The 24,963-nt window shown below is 49.5% G+C and carries 28 protein-coding genes; 19 read left to right on the plus strand and 9 right to left on the minus strand.

Annotated elements, in window-relative coordinates; translation table 11 throughout:
- The first annotated feature begins 86 nt into the window (after positions 1-86).
- Genes GWK09_RS01160 through GWK09_RS01185 form a run of 6 tightly spaced genes read left to right on the plus strand, consistent with a single transcriptional unit; the run spans position 87 to position 5,892 of the window.
- Positions 87-986 (plus strand): MerR family transcriptional regulator, encoded by a 900-nt coding sequence (locus tag GWK09_RS01160; RefSeq protein ID WP_163691191.1) that lies wholly within the window; start codon positions 87-89, stop codon positions 984-986.
- A 23-nt stretch (positions 987-1,009) separates the two neighbouring features.
- Positions 1,010-2,467, plus strand: coding sequence for a phytoene desaturase family protein (locus GWK09_RS01165; RefSeq protein ID WP_163691192.1), 1,458 nt, complete (start codon positions 1,010-1,012; stop codon positions 2,465-2,467).
- Between the two features lie 7 nt (positions 2,468-2,474).
- On the plus strand, positions 2,475-3,314 hold the full coding sequence (locus GWK09_RS01170) for a phytoene/squalene synthase family protein (RefSeq protein ID WP_163691193.1): 840 nt from the start codon (positions 2,475-2,477) through the stop codon (positions 3,312-3,314).
- 10 nt (positions 3,315-3,324) lie between these two features.
- Positions 3,325-3,774: a sterol desaturase family protein gene (locus GWK09_RS01175; protein ID WP_163691194.1), complete on the plus strand. Its 450-nt coding sequence runs from the start codon at positions 3,325-3,327 to the stop codon at positions 3,772-3,774.
- 5 nt (positions 3,775-3,779) lie between these two features.
- On the plus strand, positions 3,780-5,267 hold the full coding sequence (gene crtD, locus GWK09_RS01180; RefSeq protein ID WP_204260341.1) for a 1-hydroxycarotenoid 3,4-desaturase CrtD: 1,488 nt from the start codon (positions 3,780-3,782) through the stop codon (positions 5,265-5,267).
- Entirely contained in the window at positions 5,260-5,892 is a 633-nt protein-coding gene (locus GWK09_RS01185) for a carotenoid biosynthesis protein (RefSeq protein ID WP_163691195.1), read from the plus strand. The genes crtD and GWK09_RS01185 overlap by 8 nt, the downstream gene beginning before the upstream one ends.
- A gap of 5 nt (positions 5,893-5,897) precedes the next feature.
- On the opposite strand, the gene GWK09_RS01190 is transcribed toward GWK09_RS01185, so the two are convergent.
- From GWK09_RS01190 to GWK09_RS01220, 7 genes are all read right to left on the minus strand, one after another.
- On the minus strand, positions 5,898-6,602 hold the full coding sequence (locus GWK09_RS01190) for a DUF3291 domain-containing protein (protein ID WP_283401229.1): 705 nt from the start codon (positions 6,600-6,602) through the stop codon (positions 5,898-5,900).
- Between the two features lie 4 nt (positions 6,603-6,606).
- Entirely contained in the window at positions 6,607-7,173 is a 567-nt protein-coding gene (locus tag GWK09_RS01195) for a TlpA family protein disulfide reductase (RefSeq protein WP_163691196.1), read from the minus strand.
- Position 7,174: 1 nt separating this feature from the next.
- Positions 7,175-7,732 (minus strand): TlpA family protein disulfide reductase, encoded by a 558-nt coding sequence (locus GWK09_RS01200; protein ID WP_204260342.1) that lies wholly within the window; start codon positions 7,730-7,732, stop codon positions 7,175-7,177.
- 63 nt (positions 7,733-7,795) lie between these two features.
- Positions 7,796-10,069, minus strand: a complete 2,274-nt coding sequence (locus GWK09_RS01205; RefSeq protein ID WP_163691197.1) for an aconitate hydratase — start codon at positions 10,067-10,069, stop codon at positions 7,796-7,798.
- A gap of 194 nt (positions 10,070-10,263) precedes the next feature.
- Positions 10,264-11,217 carry an AAA family ATPase gene (locus GWK09_RS01210; RefSeq protein WP_163691198.1) on the minus strand — a complete coding sequence of 318 codons (954 nt, stop codon included), beginning with the start codon at positions 11,215-11,217 and terminating at the stop codon, positions 10,264-10,266.
- Between the two features lie 3 nt (positions 11,218-11,220).
- Positions 11,221-12,663 carry a peptidylprolyl isomerase gene (locus GWK09_RS01215; protein WP_239530528.1) on the minus strand — a complete coding sequence of 481 codons (1,443 nt, stop codon included), beginning with the start codon at positions 12,661-12,663 and terminating at the stop codon, positions 11,221-11,223.
- Positions 12,644-13,540: a peptidyl-prolyl cis-trans isomerase gene (locus GWK09_RS01220; protein WP_239530529.1), complete on the minus strand. Its 897-nt coding sequence runs from the start codon at positions 13,538-13,540 to the stop codon at positions 12,644-12,646. Before GWK09_RS01220 ends, GWK09_RS01215 begins: the two co-directional genes overlap by 20 nt.
- Before the next feature lie 113 nt (positions 13,541-13,653).
- On the opposite strand from GWK09_RS01220, the gene GWK09_RS01225 reads away from it, so the two are divergent.
- From GWK09_RS01225 to GWK09_RS01270, 10 genes are read left to right on the plus strand one after another with little or no spacing between them, the layout of a single operon-like run.
- On the plus strand, positions 13,654-14,094 hold the full coding sequence (locus GWK09_RS01225; RefSeq protein WP_163691200.1) for an SRPBCC family protein: 441 nt from the start codon (positions 13,654-13,656) through the stop codon (positions 14,092-14,094).
- Between the two features lie 11 nt (positions 14,095-14,105).
- On the plus strand, positions 14,106-14,363 hold the full coding sequence (locus tag GWK09_RS01230; protein ID WP_163691201.1) for a hypothetical protein: 258 nt from the start codon (positions 14,106-14,108) through the stop codon (positions 14,361-14,363).
- An 18-nt stretch (positions 14,364-14,381) separates the two neighbouring features.
- Positions 14,382-15,542, plus strand: a complete 1,161-nt coding sequence (locus GWK09_RS01235) for a serine hydrolase (RefSeq protein ID WP_204260343.1) — start codon at positions 14,382-14,384, stop codon at positions 15,540-15,542.
- A gap of 4 nt (positions 15,543-15,546) precedes the next feature.
- On the plus strand, positions 15,547-16,062 hold the full coding sequence (locus tag GWK09_RS01240) for an SRPBCC family protein (RefSeq protein ID WP_163691202.1): 516 nt from the start codon (positions 15,547-15,549) through the stop codon (positions 16,060-16,062).
- Between the two features lie 59 nt (positions 16,063-16,121).
- Positions 16,122-16,895: a molybdate ABC transporter substrate-binding protein gene (gene modA / locus GWK09_RS01245; protein WP_163691203.1), complete on the plus strand. Its 774-nt coding sequence runs from the start codon at positions 16,122-16,124 to the stop codon at positions 16,893-16,895.
- Positions 16,888-17,292, plus strand: coding sequence for a TOBE domain-containing protein (locus tag GWK09_RS01250; RefSeq protein WP_163691204.1), 405 nt, complete (start codon positions 16,888-16,890; stop codon positions 17,290-17,292). The genes modA and GWK09_RS01250 overlap by 8 nt, the downstream gene beginning before the upstream one ends.
- Positions 17,289-17,960 carry a molybdate ABC transporter permease subunit gene (modB, locus tag GWK09_RS01255; protein WP_163691205.1) on the plus strand — a complete coding sequence of 224 codons (672 nt, stop codon included), beginning with the start codon at positions 17,289-17,291 and terminating at the stop codon, positions 17,958-17,960. The genes GWK09_RS01250 and modB overlap by 4 nt, the downstream gene beginning before the upstream one ends.
- Complete coding sequence (locus GWK09_RS01260) at positions 17,957-18,838, plus strand: ATP-binding cassette domain-containing protein (protein WP_163691206.1); 882 nt, start codon at positions 17,957-17,959, stop codon at positions 18,836-18,838. The genes modB and GWK09_RS01260 overlap by 4 nt, the downstream gene beginning before the upstream one ends.
- A 20-nt stretch (positions 18,839-18,858) precedes the next feature.
- Positions 18,859-19,419: a cysteine hydrolase family protein gene (locus tag GWK09_RS01265; protein WP_163691207.1), complete on the plus strand. Its 561-nt coding sequence runs from the start codon at positions 18,859-18,861 to the stop codon at positions 19,417-19,419.
- Between the two features lie 17 nt (positions 19,420-19,436).
- Positions 19,437-20,834 (plus strand): short-chain fatty acid transporter, encoded by a 1,398-nt coding sequence (locus GWK09_RS01270; RefSeq protein WP_163691208.1) that lies wholly within the window; start codon positions 19,437-19,439, stop codon positions 20,832-20,834.
- Between the two features lie 86 nt (positions 20,835-20,920).
- On the opposite strand, the gene GWK09_RS01275 is transcribed toward GWK09_RS01270, so the two are convergent.
- Entirely contained in the window at positions 20,921-21,442 is a 522-nt protein-coding gene (locus tag GWK09_RS01275) for a fasciclin domain-containing protein (RefSeq protein WP_163691209.1), read from the minus strand.
- A 119-nt stretch (positions 21,443-21,561) separates the two neighbouring features.
- On the opposite strand from GWK09_RS01275, the gene GWK09_RS01280 reads away from it, so the two are divergent.
- The 3 genes from GWK09_RS01280 (at position 21,562) to GWK09_RS01290 (ending at position 23,537) form a co-directional block, all read left to right on the plus strand.
- A complete protein-coding gene (locus tag GWK09_RS01280) occupies positions 21,562-22,119 on the plus strand; it encodes an RNA polymerase sigma factor (RefSeq protein ID WP_163691210.1) in 558 nt (185 codons plus the stop codon).
- Positions 22,112-22,900: an anti-sigma factor gene (locus GWK09_RS01285; RefSeq protein ID WP_163691211.1), complete on the plus strand. Its 789-nt coding sequence runs from the start codon at positions 22,112-22,114 to the stop codon at positions 22,898-22,900. Before GWK09_RS01280 ends, GWK09_RS01285 begins: the two co-directional genes overlap by 8 nt.
- Positions 22,901-23,045: 145 nt before the next feature.
- A complete protein-coding gene (locus tag GWK09_RS01290; protein ID WP_163691212.1) occupies positions 23,046-23,537 on the plus strand; it encodes a hypothetical protein in 492 nt (163 codons plus the stop codon).
- A gap of 72 nt (positions 23,538-23,609) precedes the next feature.
- Here the strand turns inward: GWK09_RS01290 and rimO are convergent, their stop codons facing one another.
- Entirely contained in the window at positions 23,610-24,914 is a 1,305-nt protein-coding gene (gene rimO, locus GWK09_RS01295; protein WP_163691213.1) for a 30S ribosomal protein S12 methylthiotransferase RimO, read from the minus strand.
- Positions 24,915-24,963 lie beyond the last annotated feature (49 nt).

Raw genomic sequence — 24,963 nt, forward strand, 5'->3', positions numbered from 1 at the left:
TTCCACACCTCCATTAAAATTTAACGTTCCTCTTAGAACTTAAGCGGCAAAAAAATGTAACTTTGTTTAAGCTTTATCGATAAAACATGAACAACGTAAAGAAGTACTTTAGTATCCGGGACCTCGAGAACCTTTCCGGTATAAAAGCGCATACGATTCGCATCTGGGAAAAGAGGTACAACTTACTGGCGCCGGAACGCACATCGACCAACATACGTACCTACAGTCTGGCAAGTCTGCAGAAGTTGTTGAATATCACCCTTTTGTACAACAACGGTTACAAGATCTCCAAGATCGCAAAGATCCCGGAAGGAGAGCTCCCTTTGTTCGTAAGGGAACTCGTGGCTCAGAACAGTACGAAGAGCCATGCAATCAACGCCTTCAAGCTTTCGATGATCAACTTCGATGTCTCCCTGTTTCAGAAAACTTACAACAGTTTGATCGCTGAACGCTCTTTCCGGGAGATCTTCTGGGAAGTATTTATCCCCTTATTGAACGAATTGGGCCTGCTCTGGCAGACCGACACGATCAGTCCTTCCCACGAACATTTCATCACCAACCTGATCAAACAAAAGATCTACACCAGCACTGAAAAGATACAGGAGATGGAACCCAGCAGGGAAGACAAGGTGTTTGTCCTTTTCCTGCCTGAGAATGAGATCCATGAGATAGGTTTGTTGTTCGTGAATTACGAACTGCTACTCCGTGGATATAAAACCATTTACCTCGGTCAGACCATGCCGCTGGAGAGCCTTACCGACCTGCAGAAGTATTACAGCAACCTTCATTTCCTCTCCTATTTCACGGTAATCCCTACCAAGGACGGCCTACAGCAGTACATGGAGGATTTCAACCGTATACTCAGCCCGAATGGTGTGTCCAAACTTTGGATCCTGGGCAGGCAGACCCAGTTTCTCACCAAAGACAAACTCCCCAATCACATACGTTCCTTTGAATCTGTGGAACATTTATCGGCTGCCCTTTAACGGTTATTTTATCCCTAAACGCCATGAGTAAAAAAGTTGTCATCATAGGTTCGGGATTCTCCTCCCTCTCTGCTTCCTGTTATCTGGCAAAAGCAGGGTTTGAGGTCGACGTCTATGAAAAGAACCAAACCGTAGGTGGCAGGGCCCGGCAACTGGTCAGGAAGGGATTTACCTTTGATATAGGACCGAGCTGGTACTGGATGCCCGATATCTTTGAACGTTTCTTCAACGATTTTGGGAAGAGTACTTCTGACTATTACGAGCTGGATAAACTAAGTCCAGCATACAAGATCTTCTTTTCGGACGATGTCATTACCATTGGTGACAGCATGGATAAGATCTGTGAAGAGTTTGAGCGTATTGAGCCCGGAAGCTCAGAATACCTGCGTTCATTCATAGCGAAGGCACAGGAGAATTACGACATCGCCATCAACAAGATCGTGTACAGGCCCGGCCTTTCCCCTTTTGAACTCGTTACCAAGGATACGGCCCTGAGGGTCGATCAGTTCTTTAAGACCATCAGTGGGCAGGTCAGGAAGCAATTCAAGAATCCGAAGCTTATCTCCACCCTCGAGTTTCCGGTATTATTCCTGGGTGCTAAACCGAGCAAGACCCCTTCTTTTTACAGCTTTATGAACTATGCCGACTTCGGCTTGGGTACCTGGCACCCGCGGGGTGGTATGTACAGGATCATAGAGGGGATGAAGGCCCTGGCTGAAGAACTGGGGGTAAAGATCCATACAGGACAGGCCGTGGAAAAGATCCTGGTGGAAGACGGCAAGGCCAAAGGGATCGAGGTGAATCAGAAGATCATCCCCGCGGATTTTGTCCTTACTGGCGCGGATTACCACCATTCCGAAACCTTGTTAGAACCCCGATACCGCCAGTATTCAGAGGAATACTGGAACGGCAAGACCTTTGCCCCTTCCTCCCTCCTTTTTTATGTGGGGTTCGACAAAAAGTTAAAGAACATTGAGCACCACAACCTCTTTTTCGATACCGATTTCGAAAGGCATGCGGAAGAGATCTATGACCGGCCCCAATGGCCTACGGAGCCTCTGTTCTATGTGAACTTTCCTTCCGTTACGGATCCCACGATGGCTCCGGATGGATGTGAAACCGGATTCTTCCTGGTGCCTATTGCCCCTGATCTTGAGGATACTCCGGAACTGAGGGAGCAGTATTTTGATATCGTCCTGAAGCGCCTGGAGCAACGCACGGATCAAAGCATTGAAAATAATATTATCTTTAAAGAGTCCTTTTGCGTCAATGATTTCAAGGAACAGTATAATTCCTATAAGGGCAATGCCTATGGAATGGCCAATACCTTGATGCAAACAGCCTTCCTGAGGCCCGGCCTTAAGAGTAAGAAAGTAAAGGACCTCTATTTTACAGGGCAGTTAACCGTCCCGGGACCTGGTGTTCCCCCGTCTCTGATTTCAGGGAAACTGGTTTCCGAACTCATTGCGCAAAAAAAATAAAATTGCTATGAAGTCCATTTTTGACAAAGTTTCATTTGAGTGCAGCAAGACGGTAACGGAGTCTTACAGCACTTCATTCGCCCTGGCCACCAAAATGCTGGCCCCGTGCATCCGAAAGGACATTTACAATATCTATGGCTTTGTCCGCTTCGCAGATGAGATCGTGGATACCTTTCACGAATACGACAAGGAAGCCCTTTTCAATGCTTTTGAAAAGGATCTGGAAGATAGCCTGACCCACCGCATCAGCCTCAACCCTATCCTGAACTCTTTTCAACACACCTACCACCGTTATGGCATCCCTCGTCACCTGGTAGATGCATTCATGAAAAGTATGCGAATGGATCTGGACAAACAGGTATACGCCACCCATGCCGAATTCAAAGAATATATCTACGGTTCCGCAGATGTGGTCGGACTGATGTGTCTGAAAGTATTTGTCAATGGGGATGAACAGCAGTACGAGGCCCTTCAGGACTCCGCCATGGCTCTTGGATCAGCATTTCAGAAGGTCAACTTTCTCAGGGATCTCAAGGCCGACTACGAGGACCTCAGCCGGTCCTATTTCCCGAATACGAATCTGCTCCAGCTCGATGAAGCTTCCAAAGCCAGGATCGTGGAGGAGATCAGGGAAGATTTCAGGAAAGGGTACGAAGGAATCGCCCAACTTCCAAATGAGGCTAAATTTGGGGTGTACACGGCCTACAAATACTATTATCAACTGCTGAGAAAACTCCAGAAGACACCTTCCCTGGAGATCAAGAATGCCCGTATCCGTGTCCCGAATTACCAAAAATTCGGATTACTCGCTACATCCTATGTCAATTATAAATTGAACCTGGTATAAAAATAACATCATGCAGATCGCACTCTGGATCCTTATATTTCTCTCCACCTTTTGCATCATGGAATTCATGGCATGGTTTACCCATAAATACGTGATGCATGGATTTTTGTGGAGCCTTCACAAAGACCACCACAGAAAGGACCACGATTCCTGGTTCGAAAGAAATGACGCTTTCTTCATTTTCTATGCCGTGATGAGCATGTCCTTTATCATGATCGCCGGCGAAAGCTCTTTCTGGTACGGCTATCCCATTGGCTTCGGGATCATGGCCTATGGAGCCACGTATTTTATGGTACACGATATTTTTATTCACCAGCGATTCAAATGGTTCCGCAACGCGAACAACTGGTACGCCCGCGGAGTGAGGAGAGCCCATAAGATCCACCACAAACACCTCGGGAAGGAAGAAGGGGAATGCTTTGGCATGCTCTGGGTACCTTTCAAATATTTCAAGCAATAAAATCCATGCCTAAAGCCGTTATTATCGGCTCGGGAATAGCCGGCCTGGCGTCTGCCCTGAGGATACGAAGGCTCGGTTACGAGGTGGACGTCTTTGAAAAGAATTCTTATGCCGGTGGCAAACTCCACACCCTGGAAAAGGAAGGGTTCCGGTTCGATCTGGGTCCTTCCCTCTTTACCATGCCCCAATTCGTGGATGAGCTATTCGAACTGTTCAGCCTTGTTCCAGGGGATCACTTCCGTTATGCGCGAAAAGAAACGATCTGTAATTACTTCTGGGAGGACGGTGGCCGCTTTGTCGTGAAGGCAGACCGGGAGCATTTCATAAAGGATGCTGCCCAATTCTTCGGGGAGGACCCCGGCACCCTCAGGGGGTATCTCGAAGATAATAGGAGGAAGTTCGACTTAACTTCAGGTATCTTTTTGGAGAAATCCCTTCACAAGGCAAAAACCTATTTATCTCCGGAGACCTTTAAGGCGATCATCCGTATAGGCAGCCTGGATCTCAACCGATCCCTGAATGCGGTGAATTCCAATACTTTTAAGGACCCCAGGCTCGTTCAGCTCTTTAACCGTTACGCCACCTACAACGGGTCTTCCCCCTATCAGACCCCGGGTATCATGTCGCTGATCCCCCACCTGGAGATGCATTTCGGCACGTTTATCCCCGAAGGAGGTATGCACCGCATCAGCCAGAGCATATACGAACTGGCCCTTAGGGTTGGGGTCAAATTCCATTTCGGCCGGGAAGTAGAGCGAATCCTGACCGAAAAGGGCGTTGCAAAGGGGATCCTTACCGAGGATGGTCCCCATGCCGCAGACCTGATCGTGTCTAACATGGACATCTATCCCACTTACAAAAAGCTTATGCCGGATCTTCCCTACCCGAAAAGGACCCTGGAACAGGAAAGGTCGAGTTCTGCCCTGATCTTCTACTGGGGGATACAAAAGGTTTTTGAGGAACTCGACCTCCACAATATCTTCTTCAGTGACGACTACAGGGGAGAGTTCAGGGCACTGTTTGAGGAAAAGAACTTAAACGACGATCCGACGGTCTACCTGAATATTACCTCCAAGGATGTTCCGGGTGACGCTCCTAATGGCTGTGAGAACTGGTTTGTTATGATCAATGCTCCGGGTAATTACGGGCAGGACTGGAAAATTCTTAAAAGCAAAGCGCGAAGGCTGATCCTCAAAAAGTTGAGCACCTGCCTCGGCGTGGATATCGAGCCCCTGATCGTCACGGAACACGTTCTCGATCCCATTGGTATTGAGGATAATACCAGTTCATATCGGGGGGCACTTTACGGGGCTGCCAGCAATTCCAGATTCGCGGCCTTCCTGAGGCATCCCAATTTCTCTCGCAACATAGAAAATCTTTATTTTTGCGGCGGATCAGTCCACCCCGGAGGGGGTATTCCTCTCTGCCTGATGTCGGCAAAGATCGTGGCCGACCTGATCCCACATCCGAATTCATTGGTACCTCATGGTTGAAAAGACAAATACATCCTGGGCCATCTGGGTCGTCTGGATCTTCCACATCTCTGCCCTGATCGGTATCAGTATGGGGTTTGAAACCTGGTTCGTATCTAAAACGCCCATCAATCTCCTTATCTCCTCCTTTTTGCTCTTTCTCGTATTCCCGGTAGATACGGCCAAAAAAGGAATCCTTTTCGCCGCCCTGTGGTTTTTTGGGATGTTGGCCGAATGGCTAGGGGTTTCTTATGGCATCCTTTTCGGGTCCTATTCCTACGGGGATAACCTCGGCCCGAAGTGGAATGGAGTGCCCTTTTTGATCGGGATCAACTGGGCGCTGCTGAGTTTTATAACCGCCCGCATCGCTCAATACATATCCTCAAATGGAATCATTCAGGTCATCTTCGCCGCCTTTCTGATGCTGGTACTGGATTGGTTTATGGAGCAATCGGCACCCCGCTTCGATTTCTGGGAATTCGATCAGGGAATAGTTCCTCTTAGTAATTATGTATGCTGGCTGGGCCTTGCCCTGATCTTTCAACTGGCTATTCAAAGGATGAAAATCACGGGTGATCTCCGATTTTCTGCCCATCTATATGCGGCCCAACTGGTCTTCTTCCTCTTCTTCTATCTCTGGTTTTGACCCTCTTAGGACAGGTCGAGACCGGCCATGTCCAATGCACTCCAGTTTCCCTCAGACCTATAGGGCTGAAACCTGGAGAATAGTTCTTCCCTGTACCATCCGAGCGTTCGGGTATCCCCAATCACCTTGACGTGCTCCTTGCTTCTGTATGCGAAAGCATCGAGTGACTGCTGATCTTTCCACAGGCTGAATGTGGCCATCTGCAGAAAAGGGACTTCTCCTATTCCCTTGGTGTATAAAAGCCCGGGATTGAATTCCAGCGGACTCTGGGAGGCGGGTACACTCTTCCAGAATTTCCTCAGGTATTTGAATTTAATGGTAGCCCGGGTGATCGCCGCGACATAGGGGATCGTATCCGGTATATCGGGATGTTTGGTAAAGGGCATCTTTCCAGCCCATTTTCCCCTGGCCATCTTATTTTTCATAAAGAGGGTCCAGCGTTCGTCGCTCATCTTTCGATATTTCTCCATCAGGGAGGATTCCCGAAAAAAATCTTCCGCACTTTGTTCGTTTTCCCAGACCTGCAGCAGGGCGTATACCGTCCAATCTGGCCATGGGTTAAAACCCGCCTTCCCGCTGCCGAGCAGTTTGTAGAACTCCTGCCCTTTTGTATTTTTCAGTGAAGCATGGGCAAATTGCATCATGCCGAAAGCCCATATTTTTTTGGATATGGAAGTATATCTCAGGAAGGTCAGGGTAGTGATCTGCACGGAATTACATTTCGGATAGAAGACTATCCAATAATTCTCGAACCTCGGCACTATTCCAGTCGTACTCCCCGGATTTGGCCATGGCAACCGTACCTTCCCTGCTTACGATGAAGGTCGATGGAATTCTCGGGTTGTAAAAGAGTTGTGGGGTAATACCGTCCTCAAAATATACAGGGAGGGCGTATCCATTCTTTTCCATGAACCTGGACACGTTCCTTTCCTTATCTCTTGCGATAAAAAGGAAGGTGACCCTATCCCCATAAGAGTCATACAAATCCTGTAGAGATGGCATCTCCTTTATGCAGGGTGGACACCAGGTCGCCCAAAAATTGATAAGGACCACATTCCCTCTGAACTCTTCGAAGTTCAGGGTCTCCCCTTCTAATTCTCTAAGGGACCAATCGAATACTTCAATGGATTCATTCGTCCGTTTATCTACTGGAGTAGTATTTTCTGAGAAAAATCTGTTGGCGTACTTAATCGCGTAAAATTTAATAGGCTTGAAAAAGAGGCTGCCTGCAATCAGCGCTAAGACTAATAAGCCAAGAGTATATTTGGTGATTTTTTTCATCTTACTCCAATAGTTTTTCTATAAGATCAATAACTTTAGAGCTATCCCAATCACCTATCCCCTGGCGTTTCACGACCATCCTACCCTCCTTGTCCAGGATATAGGTCGCCGGGGGCTCCGGAACCGGAAAGGGTGCCGTCTCGCCTATGATTAGGTAAGTTACGGGAAAAATGAAGTCATTTTTTTCCATGAACTCCTTCACGGGTTCCCTTTCCTCGTCGGTGATGATATAGAAATCCACCTTCCCCTTGAAGCGTTCATAGAGATTCTCAACGCTTTTTAATTCCGCAGCGCTGGGAAGGCGCCAGGAGGCCCAGAAGTTTATAAAGACCACCTTTCCTCGGGAGCGATCAAAACTGAAGAAGTTCCAATCCTCATCTTTCAAGGTCCAGTCGTAATCCGCTATTGCTATTCTCTCTTCCCTGGGGATGATGTCCGGAGAACCCGCAAAGAGGCGATTTAAGAGGATCTTGCTGTGATACCCCAAAGGGGTTACAAAAAAAGAAAGCACAACGAGTATAAGAAGGATGTTGAGAACCGTCTTTTTTTTAATGGCCATGTACAAGTTTATTCATCAGGTTACCCTTACTTCTATTTCTTTGCCTTCTATCCTGCCGATTCCCTATGCCGCATTTTCCTTTTTGATCACGTTCAGGGCCGACCCTTCACGGAACCAGGCGATCTGCGGGGCATTGTAGGAATGATTGGCCTTGATCAGGTTCTTGGATCCGTCTGCATGTACGACTTCAATGGTCAGGGGGACATCAGGTGAGAAATTTGCTATATCGATAAAATTAAAGGTGTCGTCCTCCTGTATCTTGTCATAGTCGTTTTCATTCGCGAAGGTAAGAGCCAGCATCCCCTGTTTTTTCAGGTTGGTCTCGTGGATCCTCGCAAAGGATTTTACCAATACAGCTGCAACCCCCAAATGCCTTGGCTGCATGGCAGCATGCTCCCGGGATGAACCTTCTCCGTAATTGTGGTCGCCCACTACGATGGTTTTGATTCCTTTGGCCTTATAGGCCCTCTGGGTATCCGGTACGCCCCCGTATTCTCCTGTCAGCTGATTTTTGACAAAATTGGTCTTTTTGTTGAATGCATTGACAGCCCCGATGAGGGTATTGTTTGAAATATTGTCTAGATGCCCCCTGAACCTCAGCCAGGGTCCGGCCATGGAAATATGGTCTGTCGTACATTTCCCGTAAGCTTTGATCAGGAGTTTCATCCCTTGCAGGCTCTCATTCGTAATGGCAGTAAAGGGAGCGAGCAACTGAAGCCTTTCGGAATCTGTGGCCACCTTGACCTCTACCGAGCTCCCGTCTTCTTTCGGGGCGATATATCCGGCATCTTCCACGGCAAATCCTTCCGGAGGCAATTCATACCCCCTGGGTTCGTCTAGCTTTACCTCCTGCCCTTCCTCGTTGATCAGGGTGTCTGTGATCGGGTTGAAATCCAGTCGGCCCGAGATCGCGATGGCAGTCACCAGTTCAGGTGACCCCACAAAGGCGAGGGTGTTCGGGTTGCCGTCTGCCCTTTTGGCAAAGTTCCTGTTGAAAGAGTGGACGATCGTATTCCGGGGGCCGTTGGCAGCCTTGTCCCCGTACCGATCCCACATACCTATACAGGGTCCGCATGCATTGGCAAAAACGGTAGCCCCTATATCGTTGAAGGTCTTGATAAAGCCATCCCTTTCGATGGTATAACGCACCATCTCAGAACCCGGGGTGATGGTGAATTTTGATTTCGTCTTGAGATTTTTATCCGATACCTGTTTGGCCAGGGAAGCGGCCCTTGAGATATCCTCGTAAGAGGAATTGGTACAGGACCCTATGAGTCCCACTTCCACATTCAACGGCCAGTCATTCTCCCTGGCCGCCTTTCCCATTTTAGAGATGGGTGTCGCCAGGTCTGGTGTAAAAGGTCCGTTCAGATGGGGCTCCAGGGTAGAGAGGTTGATCTCGATCAACTGGTCAAAATATTTTTCAGGTTCACGGTACACTTCGGGGTCGGCCGTGAGGTACTTAGCCACCTTTTTGGCTGCATCTGCCACATCAGCACGGTCTGTGCCCCTGAGGTAGCGATCCATAGACTCGTCGTACCCAAAGGTGGAAGTAGTAGCCCCCACTTCTGCACCCATATTGCAAATAGTCCCTTTTCCGGTACAGGACATGGAAATCGCCCCTTCTCCAAAATATTCTATGATCGCCCCTGTTCCGCCTTTGACGGTCAGGATATCCGCGACCTTGAGGATCACATCTTTAGGTGCTGTCCATCCGCTGAGCTTGCCGGTGAGTTTCACCCCTATGAGTTTAGGGAATTTCAATTCCCAGGCCATTCCGGCCATGACATCCACTGCGTCTGCACCACCAACTCCGATGGCCACCATTCCCAAACCGCCCGCATTGACGGTATGGGAGTCCGTACCTATCATCATCCCGCCTGGAAAGGCGTAATTCTCCAGGACCACCTGGTGAATGATCCCGGCACCGGGTTTCCAGAACCCGATCCCATATTTATTGGAAACCGATTCCAGGAAATCGAATACTTCGTTGCTGTTTTGATTGGCCCTTTTCAGGTCGGCTTCCGCTCCTACCTTTGCCTGAATGAGGTGATCGCAGTGAACCGTAGTAGGCACAGCCACTTTTGGCTTACCGGCATGCATAAACTGAAGCAAAGCCATCTGGGCGGTGGCATCCTGACACGCGACACGGTCCGGGGCAAAATCCACATAGTCCTTCCCACGTCTGAAGACTTTGGTGGGGGTTCCTTCCCACAGGTGAGAGTATAGGATTTTCTCGGAGAGGGTCAGGGGCTTCCCCGTCAGTTCACGTGCTTTATCCACCCGCTCCGCCATCCTGGCGTAGACGCCTTTAATCATGTCTATATCAAATGCCATTATAATGTGTATTTAACGTTAGTTAATCCCCCAAAGATAAAAAATTAATAAGGGTTAGGGAAACTTTTTAAAGTAGCCCGAATGGTTTGCGGAGTTAGCAAAACAGGGCTGCGAACCGTGTCCCATTTCATCCTTTTCCGCAAAGAAAATCGAGGTGTTCTGATCCTTGTCCTTATTTCTGAAGACCCTCGGGCCTACATGAGGTGGTTGATGATTTCCTCTTCCGATATCCCTTCAGCCTCTGCCTTGTAGTTCTTGATGATCCTGTGTCTCAAGATGCCGAGGGCGACGGCCTGAACATCTTCTATGTCCGGGGAAAATTTTCCATTCACCGCGGCATGGGCCTTAGCCCCAAGTACGAGATTCTGAGAAGCCCTGGGGCCTGCTCCCCAATCGAGGTACTGGTTGATATAGTCTGAAGATGCCGGAGTACCGGGTCGGGTACTATTCACAAGCCTTACGGCGTACTCTACCACATTGTTGGGTACAGGAATTCGCCTGATGAGGTGCTGTATCGCCAGTATCTCCTCGGCATTGAAAAGGGGCCTGATCTCGGCTTCCTCATCATCCGTGGTCTCCTTGACGATCTGCACTTCCTCTTCCATGGAAGGGTATTTCAGTTCTATGGCGAACATAAATCGGTCTAACTGAGCCTCCGGCAAGGGGTAGGTTCCCTCCTGTTCTATGGGGTTCTGGGTGGCCAATACGAAGTATGGGGCACCGAGCTTATGCCTTTCCCCGGCAATGGTCACGGCCTTTTCCTGCATGGCTTCGAGCAATGCCGCCTGGGTCTTTGGAGGGGTACGGTTGATCTCGTCGGCCAGGATAATATTGGCAAAAACGGGGCCTTTGATAAACTTAAATGTCCGGTTCTGGTCCAATACCTCGCTTCCCAGGATGTCACTGGGCATGAGATCCGGGGTAAACTGTATGCGTTTGAAGTCGAGCCCCAGGGTCCTGGCGATGGTGTTGACCATCAGAGTCTTTGCGAGTCCGGGCACTCCTATGAGAAGGGAATGTCCCCCGGTGTAGATCGACAGGAGGATAAGGTCGATGACCTCGTGCTGCCCAACGATGACCTTAGCGATCTCCTTTTTAAGCGCCTGGTGTTTTTTTCCTAATTCCTCAATGGCCTTTACGTCAGACATGTTCTATTCCTTCACCCAGTTATTTGCAAAGTCGCATGATTTGTTGGTTGCATTTACGCTGACGTAGGTGTCCTCAATGTGCTCGTCCATCCACTCCTGTATGGCCTTGTACTGCTTTTCCCTAAGGGCCAGCTCCTGGATCTTGAGGTAGTCCTTGGCGAAGTCGGCAACGTGCTCATCATACCTGTTGGTCACTTTCAGGATCTTGTACTTGGGTGGCCCTCCCCTGGGGTCAGCCTCCAGCAATGGGTAGGAGATCTCTTCGTCTTTAAGGTTTCGCACCTGGTTGTAGAGGGTAGGGTCCATCTTGGTGAGTTCAAAACGAGAATCGAAATTGATGGGGTTCCTGAGGAGGCCTCCGTCAAACTTGGTCTCCTTCTCGTCGGAGAAATTAAGGGCCGCCTCGGCAAAGGTGTATTTTCCTTCCAGGATGTGCTTGCGGATGGTATCGAGTTCTATTTTGGCATCGTCTATGGCGGATTGGGGGATTTCTGGCTGAATGAGAATATGCCTGAGGTCTAGCTCCTGCCCCCTTATCTTTTCTATGAAGATGATATGATAGCCGAATACAGTTTCGAAAGGTTCGGAAATCTCCCCCTCCTGTAGGCTGAAGGCCACATCTTTAAATTCCTTCACAAAAGGTGTCTCTCGGGTCATACTGTAAAACCCGCCTTTCGACTTGGATCCGGGGTCCTGGGAATACAGGATGGCCTTTACGCTGAAACTCGCGTCATTATCCTCCACATCGGCTTTGATCTCCCGAAGCTTGTTGATCACCTTTTGCTTTTCCTCCTCTGGTACCTTTGGCATCTTCACGATCTGTGAGATCTCCAGTTCTGCACCGAATACCGGTTTCTCATCTTCCGGGATCTTTCGGAAGAATTGTCGCACCTCTTCCGGGGTGACCTTGATGTCACTGACGATCTTTTGCTGCATCTTCTCTGAAAGCATTCTTAGCTTGTTGATATTGTAGAGTTCCTCCCGAAAATCCTCAATACTCTCTTTTTTGTAGAATTGCAACACCTTCTCCATAGAGCCTACCTGTTGAATGAGTTGCTGTATCTGCCGGTCGCTGGTGGCGTTCACCTCGTCATCGGATACCAGGATACTGTCCTGTACGGCCTGGTGCGCATACAGGCGATCTTCCATCAGTTTTCCGAGCAGGCTGCAGTGGGTGATATCCTCCGTAGAGGCCCCCTGACTCCTGAGGTCGATCAAGGTCTTTTCTATATCCGAATCCAGGATCACGTAGTCGCCCACCACGGCGGCAATACCATCCAGCTTTATTCTTTTGAAGGTATTCACGGTGTCAGCAGCGGCCATGGCAGATTCCTGCCCGACCTGCTCAACCGATTCCTCGACGGCCTCATTTCCTTCCTGGGCATTGCCCACAAAGGCACATAGTACCAGGAGGAAGGTCAAAAATTTATTTCTTTCCTTGTTCATAGATCTCAAATTCATTTTGTTTAACGGCTTCATCCAGGAGTTCGATCTCCAGTCTTCTTTGGAAATCGAGCTTCCTTCTGTTGAGCAGGACCTGCCTCAGGGTAGGTTTGATATAACCCAGAGGAGCAATCTCGTTCAGGGACCTCACCTCTGCTGTCTTTCCCAAATATACCCCCAGGGAGTCCTCCAATTCAAAAAATTGTGATTTTTTTAGGTATCTTTCCTCATTTTCATAGTTCAGGGGAGGGATCTCCTGAATGATCCTGTTCAATGGCACCCACAGGGAATCGTTGAAGTTCAGTTTTTTGAACTGTACCCCTATGGAGTCGAGGAACACCTGATCCTCCGGGCTGAACCGGTCTAGCCGTTGCCTTACCTCCTCCTTGTTGAGAAACTGTTTGGGCAATTGGACAAACCGAAGTTGGACCACCTTTTCCTTCAGCAAAAAATTCTCCTTCTCCTGTTCATAGAACTGGCGGAGCTGGGTATCGGTTATGGTGGTATCCTCTCCCCGGAGCACCAAGGCCTCTTTGTAAGCCCTGGTTAAAAGGTCGATCCTGTAGTTGGATACCAGTCTCTCAAATTCCTCTATCTGCTCCTCGGTGAGGTTGATCTGGGCCTTTTCGTAGAGGAGTTGTTTGACCGCCCAGTTATTTATGTAATTGGTCACCAGGGAAGCGCTGTCCTGCTCATTGACGGTGCTGTTGAGTAAGGACTGTATATCCTCCCGGTAGAGATAGGTGTCCCCCACCCTGGCCAGCGGGGCGTTCTCCGGTTCACTTTTAAAGAGCCCTTCACAGGAGGTGAGGGTCAGGATGAGTAGGATACTCCCTAAAAGCAACCCCGGATGTAATCGATTTCCCAATGCGAAATGCATTCCGCAAAATTAAGAATTCGAATCTCCTGAACAAGGATAACCCCATGCATTAACAGATTTTTAGTCTCTAATCCCCATTATTTAGTATTTTAGGGGAGATCCTTTATCCATTCATGAAATATCTCACTGAAATAACCGTAGAGGTTCCCTTGTCAGAATTCATAAAAAAATTCGACAGTACGGAGAACATGAAACTATGGCAAAAAGACCTGATGTCTGTGCAACACCTCAGCGGGATCCCAGGCAAGGAAGGCGCTCAAATGGAATTGAAATACAAAATGGGGAAACGAGAGGTCGTTATGATAGAGACCATCATAAAGCGAAATCTTCCTCATGAATTCCATGGCACCTATGATGCCAAAGGGGTACACAATATCCAAAAGAATTATTTTAAACCCGTGGGTGACCATTCCACCAAATGGATCTCGGAATCCGAATTTCACTTCAACGGTTTCTTTATGAAAATGATGGCATTTCTTATGCCTGGTGCGTTTAAAAAGCAGACCCTCAAATTCATGAAGGACTTTAAAGCCTTTGCCGAAGCAAAATCGTAAACCCGGGCATTATGGGCAGTAACAGGAAGATCAAATTATTATGGGATTTCAGGGGTCCCGATTCCCTTGAGATAGCCAGGCATCACGCGGTACACTTGTCCGAGTTTATCAGAAAAGAAAAACTCCACTTGGATATAAGCGGTCACCAGGCGGTAACCGAGCAGCATTCCGTGGCATTCATGGTCGTGGAAGAACCCATGATGATCCAGATCCGGGATGCCCTGAGACCTCACCGGGGGGAAGTGTACACAGATGACCCCTCAGCTTAAAATTTCTTGGAAGCGGCTATGAGAAATTCACCTATTACATTTACGATCCATTCCTTTCTAACGGGTATAATGATCACCTGCCTGTTGGGATGCTCGGGTGATCAACCTCCAAAGGACCCACTGGACCAGGTGCTATCCTCAGAAGATCCCAGGATCCGGAAGGTCATGGAAAACCCCGAGCCGTACGAAGTACAGATACGGTACACCCAGATCGATCGAAAAGGAGATTCACTCGTCTTCAGGGATTTTGATTATCAGGTTGATAAGGAAGAATACTTCTACCCCGCCAGCACGGTGAAGTTCCCAATCGCCGTATTAGCCATGGAAAAGGTCAACCGGAGCAGTAATCTCGACCTCAATACCCGATTCTATGTTGAAGGGGATACCCTGGAAACCACTTTTGGGAAGGAGATCATCAAGATCTTCGCCGTCAGTGATAATGCCGCCAATAACCGGTTACTCGAATTCCTGGGGCAGGATGCGATCAATGAGGCATTTCGCAAAAAAAATATCGGCCCGGCAAGGATCTCGCACAGGCTATCGGTGCCGGATGCAGATGAGGTGACGACCAAACCCCTGGTGGTCTATCTGAACGACAGCACGACAACCGTCCTCCCCAGGACGTTCAACACTCCCCCGAAACCTCTGGAATTAAAGGGGGTCACAAAAGGAAAGGGCTTTTATGAAGAGGATACCCTGATGGAGATGCCATTCGACTTCAGCCTGAAGAACTATTATCCTATTGACACCCAGCATGAGGTCCTGAAGCGGGTCATTTTTCCCGAGGCCTATCCCCAGGTGGAGCAGTTCCATCTCAGCCGATCCCAGCGTACTTTTCTGTTAGATGCCATGAAAATCCTTCCCAGACAGGCGGGATACGACCCGGTCGAATATTACGACAGCTACGGGAAATTCTTCTTGTTCGGCGACACACAAAAGCCCATGCCCGAACATATAAAGATCTATAACAAGGTAGGGTATGCCTATGGCACCCTGACCGATTGCGCCTATGTCCGTGATGAGCAGAACGGGGTTGAATTCCTTATTACGGCCACCATCCTGGTCAATGAGGACCAGATCTTCAACGACAATGAATACGAATACGATGAGACAGGTATCCCCTTCCTGGCAGCCCTCGGAGAAGGACTTTACCAAATCGAGCTGAACAGAAAAAGATAGGATCATGTCATTACCCGGATTTGAAAGTTTTACCAAGAAGATCTATATCAGGGCCTCCCTTGAGAAGCTTTATTGGAGCTGGACTACGACAGAAGGTATCTGTTCCTGGTTCCTGATGGAGGCCGTATACCTGTCGAAGACAGGGGAAACGAGGGCAAAGGAATCCTTCATACAGAAAGGGGACCGATATACCTGGCGCTGGTTTAACTGGGATGGAAAAGAATCCGGGGAGATCCTGTATGCCAATGGAAAGGACAGGGTCGAATTCTCATTCGCGGATCACTGCAGGGTGACCGTAGAACTGAAAAAAGAAGGCGACCATGTCCTGGTGACCCTTACTCAGGCCAATATCCCCACCGATGAGGAGAGCAAAATGAATCTGCATGTGGGTTGCAGCAACGGATGGACCTTCTGGATGGCCAATCTCAAGGCGTATCTCGAACATGGCATACTACTCCACGAAACCGAAATGGACCTGCGAAAGATCCCCATGGCAAGCTTTGAATTCGTGAACATATAATTCCTTAATCCTCTGGATTATCATGAGCCCTGCATGACCGTGTACCCAAATCACACCTGATGAAAACAACTCTTGTTAAATGGTCTTTGATCCTCTTGGCCGTCTTCCTCTGGACCGGGTGCAGGGAGAAGCAGGAAGCCGGTGGCACTCTTCGCATTGCGATTGCCTCCAATCTCCAGTATGCGGTAGATTCCCTGGTAGCCGGATTTGAAAAGGAGCACAACATCGCCTGTGAGGTGATCCCCGGATCTTCGGGCAAACTCTTTGCTCAGATCAGGGAGGGGGCTCCGTATGACCTCTTCCTCTCCGCAGACCTCACCTATCCGGAGTCCCTGTTCAAAGCAGGCAGTACCTTGGAAAAACCTGAGGTCTTCGCCTTTGGTTCTCTGGTGTTATGGACGATGAGACCGGATATCAGACCCTCCGTGGAGCTCCTGGTCTCCGATGAGGTCCGGCATATCGCCCTGGCTAATCCCAGGATCGCTCCCTATGGCAGGGCCGCGCAGGAAGCCCTGGAATTCTACGGTCTGGAAGAACAGGTCAGAGGCAAATTGGTCATGGGAGAAAGTGTGGCACAGGCCAACCAATTTGTTCAGTCGGCTGCAGCCGAGTTGGGATTTACCTCCCTTTCCACGGTCATGAGTCCGGAACTCCGTGACAGAGGAAGCTGGGTGGAGGTCGACCCCCAGGCGTACAATCCTTTGCCCCATGGGGTAGTACTTATCCAAACGGGGCAAGCTGTAAAACCAGAAGCCAGGAAGTTTTATCGGTATCTTTTTTCTAAGGAAGGAAAGGCGGTCCTGAAAAATTTTGGATATTCGGTAAATGAATAAGTTCCGTGGGCATATCAGTACTATTGAATCCGATGGGGGTTTATCCCTGGTCACGGTAATCGTACCGGTTGACATGGAGTTAAGGTGCATCGTTATCGATACTCCGGATTCTGCCCCTTATCTGGCTGCAGGCCGGGAGGTAGAGGTGCTTTTTAAGGAAACCGAAGTAGTGATAGGCCTTGAGGGCACCGACGGAATAAGTCTGAGCAATCAGATCCCCTGTGTAGTGGAAAGCCTGGAAACAGGGGTTCTGCTCAGCAGCCTGGACCTGAAATGCCCTTCTGGCAGGATTCGATCCATCATCAGTACGAGGTCTGCAGGGGAACTGGGGCTTAAGCCCGGGACAGCCGTCCGGGCTATGATCAAACTCAATGAAATCATGTTGTCACCGATATGAACTGGGATCCGCTGATATTGACCTTTGAACTGGCCCTGACGACGACCCTTGTTCTGTTGCTGGTCTCAATCCCTCTGGCCTACTGGCTCAGCAAGACGAGATCGGGGCTGAAACCCTTCCTGGAAACCCTCGTCAGTATGCCCCTGGTGCTTCCCCCCACGGTCCTCGGCTTTTATTTCCTGCTGGCATTCAGCCCGAACAACGCCTTTGGGGCATGGATCGATGAATGGCTGGGGATCCGACTTGTATTTTCTTTTGGCGGACTCGTACTGGCTTCCGTGGTCTACAGCCTGCCCTTTATGGTACAACCCATTCAGACAGGGCTTTCATCCCTGCCGCCATCCCTGTCGGAAGCAGCGGCCACCATGGGGAAGTCGGCCTCCACCCAATTGTTCAAAATACTTCTTCCGAATATCAGGAAATCCCTGCTAACCGGGATTGTCCTGTCTTTTGCCCATACGGTAGGCGAATTCGGGGTGGTGTTGATGATAGGGGGGAATATCCCGGGCAAGACCCGCGTGGCCTCCATAGCCATCTACGATGAAGTAGAGGCCCTGAATTATGCAGCCGCCAATAGCTATTCCCTAATCCTTTTTGCCCTCACTTTTGTTCTCCTACTCTCGGTTTACCTGATCAATGGAGGATATGTAAACCGTTTTTGGAAATGATAGAGATCAGGGTCCGTAAAATACTCGAGGCCAGGGGTGGGGATTTTACCCTCGATGTAGATCTGGAGTTACAGGAAGGGGAATTTATCACCCTTTATGGCCCTTCGGGCTCCGGAAAAACGTCCCTATTACGAAGCCTGGCAGGTTTGCTTACCCCGGATAAGGGGCGGATCAGCAAGGGTGGGAAGGTTTGGTTCGATTCGAAAGAGAGAGTGCATATGCCTCCCCAAAAGAGGAATGTGGGGTACGTATTCCAGGAGAATGCCCTTTTCCCCAATATGACAGTGCGGGGCAATCTGCAATTCGCCCAGAAAAAGGGGGCACCTCCCGGGCTTATTGAGGAACTCATAGTAGACATGGACCTGCATGACCTGCAGGATCGGTATCCGGACACCCTCTCCGGGGGTCAGAAGCAAAGGGCCTCCCTTGCGAGGGCTCTTGCCCAACAGCCCGATATCCTCCTACTGGATGAACCCCTGGCCGCCCTGGACGGGGTTATGAGGCTGAAACTACAGGAATATATCCTGTCATCCCACCGTAAATTTAAACTCACCACCCTCATGGTAAGCCATGATCTTGCAGAGATCATCAAGCTTTCGGATACGACCATTCTGCTCGACAAAGGCAGGATCAGCAAGATGGGTACCCCTCAGCAAGTTTTTATGGGGAACAAACTCAGTGGAAAATTCCAGTTTACGGGAACCCTCCTGGAACTGGAGGTACAGAGTGTAATCACAGTGGCCAGTGTCCTGATCGGAAACCAGATCGTGAAGGTGGCGGCACATCCCACGGAAGTGGAAGGCCTCAGTCCCGGAGACAAGGTAGTGGTGGCCTCAAAAGCGTTTAATCCGGTGATTTACAAGATCGAAGAAAAGTAGGAATTCAATATGATCATCACATGAGATTTAAACAACCCCCGGCCCTGCTCCTGATCGATATCCAGAAAGGGCTGGACGAACTCGACTACTACGGAGGGGGCAGGAATAACCCACATGCCGAAACCCAGGCAGCCGAACTTCTCAGGATATGGCGGGAAAAAAAATATCCCCTATTCCATATTAAACACAGGGGAAGTCCGCCCTCACCCCTTAGTCCGGGAGGGATAGGAAACGACATCAAGGACATCGTCGCACCGGAAACAGGGGAAACCATCCTGGAAAAAGATACGAATAGCGCCTTCCTGGGTACCCACCTGCATCAACTTTTGCAAGATCAAGGCATCGTGGACCTCGTACTGGTGGGTCTCACCACAGCCCACTGCGTTTCCTCCACAGCACGTATGGCCGGTAATTTAGGGTATAACACCTATGTCATCTCAGATGCAACGGCTACTTTTAATACCTTAGGCCCTGATGGGGAAGCATTCGAGGCCGACCTGGTCCACAGGATCTGCCTTGCCAGCCTTCATAAGGAATTCGCCACGGTGATCGATTCCGCAAGTCTGATCCCCATGTTATAAGTATCTCAATAGACCAGATGATACAGAAACTAGGTAAAAAATTCACGGATATATTTCAAAGGTTCATGCCGGATGCCTTTGTCTTTGCCCTTCTGCTCACCCTGATCACAGCGGGCCTGGCGATGACCTGGACAGAGGCCTCCACTATGAAGGTGATCCGCTCCTGGTATGACGGTTTCTGGTTGCTGCTCGAATTCGGGATGCAGATGGTTTTACTGGTGGTAACGGGCTATTCCATTGCTCTGTCTCCCCTGGTAAACAGGGGCATTGATACCCTGGCGGGAAAGATCCGCAGCCCAAGGCAGGTGTATTTTCTGGTGGTCCTGCTGGGATCATTGTTTTGCCTGGTAAGTTGGGGGTGGATGGTCGTGACCGCTGTCCTGGGAAGGGAATTGGCTCTGAGGATCAAGGGAATACACTATCCCTATCTCATCGCGTGTATATATTTCTCGAACCTGATCTGGGTGTGCGGCCTGTCGAGTTCCATTCCCTTACTGTTGAATACCCCGGGGAATTTTATCCTGGAAGCCGGGATCCTCAGTTCGACCCTTCCCACGGCGGATACCCTGGGTAGTTCACTCAACCTCGTCATGATGGGGATCATTTTGGTCACAGGCCCCCTACTGATGCATTATCTCGCGCCCAGGTCTGCAGACGTCCCTACCCTCAAAACCATGCTCGGACCCGAATCCGGGCAAAATACGACCCCCATTCGGGAGGAAGCACGCCTATTAAAACTCCCCTACAAGGCCTTTTCCGACCTGTTGAACAATAGCATGATCATTCAATACGTGATTGCCCTTTCGGGGACGGTGTATCTGATCCATCATTTTATGACCCGGGGGCTCGACCTGAACCTGAATGTCATGATCTTTACCTTCCTGATCCTGGGACTCTACCTTCACGGAACCCCCATGAGGTATGTGATCGCTATGAAAAGAGCCAGCGGCAACATCTCCGGGATCGTATTTCAGTTCCCTTTTTACGCAGGGATCATGGGGATCATGATCTATACAGGACTGGGGGAAAAACTGGCCCTGTGGATGGCCTCCGTAGCCAGCGTGGATAGCGTGCCATTTTTTGCCTTTCTCTCCGGAGCACTGGTCAACTTCGCTATCCCTTCAGCCGGGGGTGAGTTTGCGGTGATAGGACCTTCCATCCTTCAGGCCGTGCAGGAAATTGGGGCTGGTCTGCCGGAGCAACAGCTGAATGCGCTGATCTCCAGGGCCGCCATGTCCGTGGCCTATGGGGAAAGCCTCACCAATCTTTTACAGCCTTTTTTTCTACTGGTGATCATTCCGGTCCTGGGATCGGGCACAAAAATACAGGCCCGGGACATCATGGGATATCTGGTGATCCCCTTCCTCTTCTTCCTGCTCCTTCAACTGGCCCTGGTTTCTTTCTGGCCGCTTTAGGCTATCGCATGCCCTCAGCATGAACCTCCTAAAAACGAAAAAGCACCGCCAGGGGCGATGCTCTTTCTCAACAACCAACCAACCAACTATTTGGGCATAACCACATCCTCGATGATGTGAATCACGCCATTAGAAGCCATTACGTCTGTTTTGGCGATCTTGCTGTAATTGCCATTAGCATCCATCAGGAAGATCCCACCGTCTTTTTGTACGGCTGTTACTGTTCCTCCGTTCAGGGTGGTGAGTTCGGCTTTGCCATTTCCTTTCTTCAGCGCATTTACCACATCTGTAGCCGTGATCTTTCCGGATACCACATGGTAGGTAAGGATCGCAGCCAGTTTTTCCTTGTTCTCAGGCTGGAGCAGAGCATTCAGGGTATTTGCATCTATCTTGGCGAATCCGGAATTTACCGGAGCGAAGACTGTAAAGGGTCCATCTCCTTGCAGGGCACCTACGAGGTCAGCCGCTTTCAAAGCTGTTACCAAAGTGGAGAAATCATCCACGGAGACAGCGATGTCTACGATGTCCTGAGAATTGTTCTGAGCATTTGCTTTTGTGGTCCCCATCAGCAGGGCAACAGTCGAAAGAATAAAGATTACTTTTTTCATGATTTGTTTTTAGTTTTAGTGAGAATTAAATGTTTTAGTGCACTCTTCTCTTGTATATACACGGATGACTTTGCGATAGATGAGCCAAGCCGATTTTTATCATATCTTTAACACCTGCTATGGATGAGAACCTACAGATAGAACGGCTCAGGGAAGGCGACAAGAACGCTTTGTATTCCCTGTATGACCGATATTCGGGTGCCCTCTTCGGGGTGGTACTCAGGATGTGCAGGGACCGGGGAATGGCCGAAGACCTCCTGCAGGAGATTTTCCTGACTATATGGGAAAAGATTGACCAGTTCGACCCTTCTAAAGGAAAGTTCTATACCTGGGCCTACCGAATTGCCAGGAATAAGACCCTGAATGCCCTGAGAAAATCAGATCCCCTCATCCAAACCGAAGACATGCGTGTATATAAGGATATAAGAGAAGAGGAAACCACACAGGATTTCGAAGCGCTGAATGGAGTTGTCATGAAACTGGAGGACCACCATCAAAAGGTGATCGAACTCGTTTATTTTAAAGGGTATACGCACCGGGAAGCCCATAAGATCATGGGGGTGCCCCTCGGTACGTTTAAATCGTATGTCAGGCAGGCGCTCATCCAGCTCAGGGAAAAGTATCCCACAGCGTTCACCCTTCTTTTACTGTGCTTAGATGTGATTGAACATGGATAGGAAGACCATTTTAGAACAAGGACTCTTGCTGGCTTACCTGCTGGATGAACTCGATGGCAACCAACGGGAACAGGTAGAACAGGTCCTGGCTGAAGACCCAGTGCTCAGGGAAGAATTTACCCGATTGGAAGCTGATTTTGAGAACTTGGCGATGGAAAATGCCATTGCACCCCCCGCCTCGGTGAGAAAAAGGTTGGAGACCAAACTGGAAACAACAGAACAACCTTCTCAGGAAGGAATACGTTCCCTGAAAGGGACGAAGACCTATGACCGAACCCGACTCCTGGTCGCCGCATCCATGGCGGCCCTGTTCGCCCTGAGCACCTTCTGGTTGTACACCCGCTGGCAGGAAGCAGAGGAGAATATCAGACTGGCCAGGGAGGAACAGCAACAACTTAAAGAGACCCTGGAGATCCTCTCCGGAGAAATGCGGGAGGTACAACAGTTGAATGCCATGCTCAATGACGGGGATATGATCCCTGTGCTTTTGAAGGGCAATCGTCTTTCCCCCGAAGCACGGGCCGTGGCCTATGTGAATCACAAGACCCGATCCGTCATGGTGAACCCCAAAGCACTCCCACCCCTTTCAGAGAATGAGACCTACCAGATGTGGGCAGATGTGGACGGGGAAATGATCAGTATGGGGCTGGTACCCACAGACCAGGAACTGGTCGCCCTTGCCTATATAGACCGGGCCGAATCCCTCAATATCACTATTGAGCCTAAAGGAGGGAGCGACCATCCAACGGTCGAGCGCCTGATCTCCAATGCCTATTTATAGCGTACTAAGAGCCTTTGCTGGGGTCCTCAATTTCCGATTTTACTGTAAATGGCCGACTCTATTTTCAAAAAAAAAAAATATAAAATTTTTCAGGAATTCAGCCGTTGAAGTTGTTAACATATAATAAACCCTAAATTTTTTTATCATGTATTTTACAATTTCAACCAGATTAAACTTCTTAAAAAAATGGACCTTGTTCCTGGCCCTGCCGGCAATGCTGTTTCTTGCATCCTGCAGCAAGGATGACGACGCCTTTGTGAGGGTAACAGTCAATGGCACCCGGTTGAATACGAGCCCATCTGATTTCATCGTTGGGGATCGTTCGGATTTCAACGGAGACATCGATGCGAGCTTTACAGGCAATGGGGGTACCGCAACCCGGATCTTCAGCTGGAACAACAATTTGAGTACAGCCGACTACAATGCGGATATTACCGCTACCTCTGAAGGTAGTTTCCGAATGATCGTTCGGGATTCAGAAGAAGTCACTGTACTCGACCGTTCAATCCAGGGAGGTGCAGAGCCGGATTCCTTTAGCGGGGTAACCTCTGCCGGGGCCTCTGGAATATGGACGGTTACTATTGAGGTAACAAACTTCACAGGAGATGGAAGTTTCTCCCTGAGTGAAGGCAACTAATTGAATTTGCAATCATAAGAAAAGCGCTGTGGATTGATATCTACAGCGCTTTTTTTCTTTTAGGACTCGCGCCTACTTTGCCGGAATACCATACAGGTCAAAATCCGCTGCCTCCGTAATATGGATATCTGCAAAATCGCCCACCCTCAGAAAGTATTTTGTGGCGTCTATGAGTACCTCATTGTCTACATCGGGGGAATCGTATTCCGTTCTACCCACAAAATAATTTCCTTCTTTCCGGTCTATAATGCAGCGAAAGGTCTTTCCGATCTTTTCCTGGTTCAGTTCCCAGGAGATCTGGGACTGCAATTCCATGATCTCACTGGCGCGTTGCTGTTTTACGGATTCCGGAACATCATCCTCAAGGTTGTAGGCATGGGTATTTTCCTCATGGCTATAAGTAAAGCAACCCAGGCGCTCAAAACGCATGGCCTTTACCCAGGCTTTCAACGTCTCGAAATCGGCTTCCGTCTCTCCCGGATACCCTACGATGAGGGTGGTGCGGATGGCCATATCGGGGACTGCCTCCCTGAATTCCCTCAACAAACGCGTGGTTTTTTCCTGGGTGGTACCCCTTCTCATACTCTTCAGGATAGGGTCCGAGATGTGTTGGAGGGGGATGTCGATATAATTGCAGATCTTGGGTTCTTCCCGCATTACTTCGAGTACGTCCATGGGGAACCCTGTAGGGAAGGCGTAATGCAGACGGATCCATTCGATCCCCTCTACCTTCACAAGGGCCTTTAAAAGCTCAGCCAGGTTACGTCTCTTGTACAGGTCCAGGCCGTAATAGGTCAGGTCCTGTGCGATCAGGATCAGTTCTTTCGTTCCTTTTGCCGCCAGTTTCTCGGCCTCAGAGACCAATGCCTCGATAGGCGTGCTGCGATGCTTCCCACGCATCAAAGGAATGGCACAGAAAGAGCAGGGTCGGTCGCATCCTTCGGCTATCTTGAGGTAGGCGTAATTCTTAGGGGTGGTGGTCAGGCGTTCCCCCACCAGTTCATGCTTGTAGTCGGCCCCAAGGGCCTTGAGCAGGTTTGGCAGGTCCGTGGTCCCGAAATAGGCATCCACGTCAGGGATCTCCTTTTGCAAATCGGGTTTGTAGCGTTCGCTCAGGCAGCCGGTCACGAATACCTTTTCCACTATGCCCTCTTCCTTCTGCCTGACAAAATCCAGGATGGTATTGACGCTTTCCTCCTTGGCGTTGGCTATAAAACCACAGGTATTGATTACCACGATATTGCCCTCCTCCTCATGGACGACCTCCTTGTTATTGGCGCGCAATTGTCCCATGAGCACCTCCGAGTCGTATACATTCTTGGAGCAACCCAGGGTCACTACGTTGATCCTGTTCTTTTTACGTGTTTTTGTACGCATGTGGCTAAATGAGGTGCAAAAATACGATATAGCTCAGGATGTGCACGAT

The sequence above is a fragment of the Muriicola jejuensis genome, assembly GCF_010671595.1.
GTDB lineage: Bacteria > Bacteroidota > Bacteroidia > Flavobacteriales > Flavobacteriaceae > Muriicola > Muriicola jejuensis.